The sequence below is a fragment of the Kineococcus glutinatus genome, from assembly GCF_039542765.1.
GTDB classification, from domain to species: Bacteria; Actinomycetota; Actinomycetes; order Actinomycetales; family Kineococcaceae; genus Kineococcus_A; species Kineococcus_A glutinatus.
The window spans coordinates 1-3,703 of the sequence record NZ_BAABIL010000688.1; the positions used below are offsets into that span (position 1 = coordinate 1).

At 77.3% G+C, this 3,703-nt stretch carries 4 protein-coding genes; all 4 read right to left on the reverse strand.

Translation table 11 applies throughout. The annotated features are described in order from the left end of the window. A partial coding sequence (gene trpA, locus ABEB16_RS20175) for a tryptophan synthase subunit alpha (RefSeq protein WP_345713985.1) occupies positions 1–857 on the reverse strand: 857 nt, incomplete at its 3' end. Further along, complete coding sequence (gene trpB / locus ABEB16_RS20180) at positions 851–2,119, reverse strand: tryptophan synthase subunit beta (RefSeq protein WP_345713988.1); 1,269 nt, start codon at positions 2,117–2,119, stop codon at positions 851–853. The genes trpA and trpB, both read right to left, overlap by 7 nt. A 29-nt stretch (positions 2,120–2,148) precedes the next feature. Beyond that, the gene (gene trpC / locus ABEB16_RS20185; protein ID WP_345713986.1) at positions 2,149–2,973 is read right to left on the reverse strand and encodes an indole-3-glycerol phosphate synthase TrpC; all 825 of its coding nucleotides are present in this window, start codon (positions 2,971–2,973) and stop codon (positions 2,149–2,151) included. Positions 2,974–3,114: 141 nt separating this feature from the next. Next, the gene (locus ABEB16_RS20190; RefSeq protein ID WP_345713987.1) at positions 3,115–3,438 is read right to left on the reverse strand and encodes an HGxxPAAW family protein; all 324 of its coding nucleotides are present in this window, start codon (positions 3,436–3,438) and stop codon (positions 3,115–3,117) included. Positions 3,439–3,703: the final 265 nt, after the last annotated feature.

Genomic DNA, 3,703 nt, shown 5'->3' on the forward strand with positions numbered 1-3,703 from the left:
GCCGGGCCGCCCCGGCGGACGCCCTCGGCCAGCTCGGCCGCCAGCGCCGCCGCGGCGCGCACGCCCGCGGCGTGGTCGGGGGCCTCCAGCAGGCGGCGCACGAAGGCGGAACCGACGATGACGCCGTCGGCGTAGCCGGCGACCTCGGCGGCCTGCTCGCCGGTGGAGACGCCCAGCCCGACGCAGACGCGCTCGGCACCGGCGGCCCGGGTGCGCTCCACGAGACCGCGGGCGCCGGCGCCGACGCTGGCGCGCGCACCGGTGACGCCCATCGTCGAGGCGGCGTACACGAAACCGCGGCAGGCGGCTGCCGTGCTGCGCAGCCGCGCGGGGGTGGAGGAGGGAGCGACCAGGAAGACGCGCTCGAGGTCGTGGGCGTCGCTGGCGGCGATCCACGCGTCGGCCTCGTCGGGGATGAGGTCGGGCGTGATGAGCCCCGCCGCACCCGCGGAGGCCAGGTCGGCGGCGAAGCGCGCCACGCCGTAGCGGTCGACGGGCGGCCAGTACGTCATGACGAGCACCGCGGCACCGGTGGCGGCGACCTGCTCCACCGCGCGCAGCACGTCGGCGGGGCGGGTGCGCGCCGCCAGCGCCGCGTCGACGGCGCGCTGGATGACCGGCCCGTCCATCGTCGGGTCCGAGTACGGCAGGCCCAGCTCCACGACGTCGGCACCGGAGTCGACCAGGGCGCGCGCCGCCTCGACGCTGCCGGCGACGTCCGGGTAGCCCACGGGCAGGTAGGCCACCAGGGCGGCGCGGCCCTGCGCGCGGGCGGCGTCCACCGCCGCGGCGGCCGTGCGACGCGTCCCGGCCCCCGCCGGGGCCACCTGCTCGGTGCCCGGCACCGCGTTCACCATCCCGATCCTTCCGTCTGCGCCGGCGTCTGCGCGACCCGCTCGGCCTCGGAGGCCACCAGGTCCGCGTCGCTGACGAGCCCGAACCACCGCGCGGCGGTGTCGACGTCCTTGTCCCCGCGGCCGGAGAGGTTGACGAGCACGACGGCGCCCTCCCCCAGCTCCCGGCCGACGGCCAGCGCCCCGGCGAGGGCGTGCGAGCTCTCGATGGCCGGGATGATGCCCTCGGTGCGGCACAGCAGCCGGAAGGCCTCCATCGCCTCGGCGTCGGTGACGGGGCGGTACTCCGCGCGACCGCTGGCCGCCAGCCAGGCGTGCTCGGGGCCCACGCCCGGGTAGTCCAGTCCGGCGGAGATGGAGTGGCTCTCCAGCGTCTGCCCGTCCTCGTCCTGCAGCACGAAGGAGCGCGAGCCCTGGAAGACCCCGCTGGCCCCGCCCGTGATGGAGGCGGCGTGCCGGCCGGTGGCCACGCCGTCGCCGCCGGCCTCGAAGCCGAACAGGCGCACCCCGCCGTCCTCGAGGAAGGCGTGGAAGGCGCCGATGGCGTTGGAACCGCCGCCGACGCAGGCGCACACGGCGTCGGGCAGCCGGCCGGTCAGGTCCAGGACCTGCTGGCGGGCCTCCAGGCCGATGACGCGCTGGAAGTCGCGCACCAGCACCGGGAAGGGGTGCGGGCCGGCGACCGTGCCGAAGAGGTAGTGCGTGGTCTCCACCGACGCCACCCAGTCGCGGAAGGCCTCGTTGACGGCGTCCTTGAGGGTGCGGCTGCCCACCCGCACGGGCACGACCTCGGCGCCCAGCAGCCGCATCCGGGCCACGTTGAGCGCCTGGCGGCGGGTGTCCTCCTCGCCCATGTAGACCGTGCACTCCAGGCCCAGCAGCGCGGCCGCGGTGGCGGTGGCCACCCCGTGCTGGCCGGCGCCGGTCTCGGCGATGACCCGGGACTTGCCCATCCGCCGGGTGAGCAGCGCCTGCCCGAGCACGTTGTTGATCTTGTGGGAGCCGGTGTGGTTGAGGTCCTCGCGCTTGAGCAGCACGCGGGCGCCGCCGGCGTGGGCGGCGAAGCGCGGTGCCTCGGTGAGGATGCTGGGACGGCCCGAGTAGGTGCGGTGCAGCTCCTCCAGCTCGGCCAGGAAGGCCGGGTCGGCCATCGCCTCGCGGTGCGCGGCGTCGATCTCGTCGAGGGCGGCGACCAGGGCCTCGGGCACGAAGCGGCCGCCGAAGGCGCCGAAGTAGGGACCGCGCTCGCCGGCCGGGCCGGCCACGTGCTGCGCGCCGGGGGCGGGGACCGCGCTCACGGGCGCACCGCCTGCACCGCCGGGTGCGCACCGGCGGCCACGAGGTCGGCGACCGCCCGGCGCGGGTCGTCGCCGGTCACGAGGGTCTCGCCCACCAGGACGGCGTCGGCGCCGGCGCGGGCGTAGTCCACGACGTCGTGCGGGCCGCGCACGCCGGACTCGGCAACGCGCACCACGGAGTCGGGGATGAGCGGGGCCAGGCGGTGGAACGTCAGCCGGTCCACCTCCAGCGTCTTGAGGTTGCGGGCGTTGACGCCGATCACCTGCGCGCCGGCGTCGAGGGCGCGCGCGACCTCCTCGGCGTCGTGCACCTCCACCAGGGCCGTCATGCCGAGGGAGTGGGTGCGCTCCACCAGGGAGACGAGCGCCTCCTGCGGCAGCGCCGCGACGATGAGCAGCACGACGTCGGCGCCCCAGGCCCGCGCCTCCCACAGCTGGTACGAGCCCACGACGAAGTCCTTGCGCAGCACCGGCACGTCGACGGCGCAGCGCACCGCGCGCAGGTCGTCCAGGCTGCCCCCGAAGCGGCGCTGCTCGGTGAGGACGCTGATCACGGTCGCGCCACCGGCCTCGTATTGGCGGGCCAGCTCCGCGGGGTCGGCGATCGCGGCCAGGGCACCCTTGCTCGGGCTGGAGCGCTTCACCTCCGCGATGACCTTGATGCCGCGGGCCTCGACGTTGCGCGGCCGCAGCAGCTGCCGGGCGTCGCGGGCGGGGTCCTGGCGCTGTGCGCGCTCGCGCAGGGCGTCCAGGTCGGTCAGCGCCTGGCGCGCGCGGAGGTCCTCGCGCACACCGTCCAGGATGTCGTCCAGCACCGTCACGGCCACGATGCTAGACCCGCCCGGAGGTGCTCCCGACCACCCGCTGCAGCCACCCCGCCACGGCGGGCGCACCGGGGTGGCGACCCGGCCACCGCCCCGGCGGCGGGGGCGGTGCGGGGTCAGTGCGGGGTCAGTGCGGGGTCAGTGCGAGGTGGCCCGACCGGTGCCCGCGGGCCTGCCGTCCCGGCCGGTGGCGCCCTTGCCGGCCTTGGACATCACCTTGGCCACGACCGGGGCGGCGAGGACGATCACGGCCCCCACGATCGCGGTGACGAGGTGGGTGAAGACCACCGCGAGGGAGACGACCAGCGAGCCGACCAGGCAGATGCCCACGCCCGTCCACGCGGCCGGCGTGCTGCCGTGGCCGTGCTCGTCGACGATCTCGGCGGGACCGTCGTGCCGGGCGTTGTGCGACGCCTGCGCCGCCGTCGTCTGCCGCCCGGCCGTGCTGCCGCTCTGCTCCACGTGCTCACTCCTCAGCGCTCGCGGCACCCGCGGCCGGGGCCGGACCTCCGTCGGGCTGCGGGCTGCTGCCCGACGCCCCCGTCCACCGTACCGCCGCGGCGCCACCGGTCCCCGGCGAGGTGCGGCCGGCGGGTGGGCTCGGCCGGCGGGGCGGGTGCGCGCGGTCAGCGCGTGGGGTCCTGACCCCGGCTCAGCGAGTCCCAGGCGGCGGCCGGGTCCTCCCCCGGCGCCGGCGCCCCCGCCCGCCCCGCGCCCTGCGCCGCGG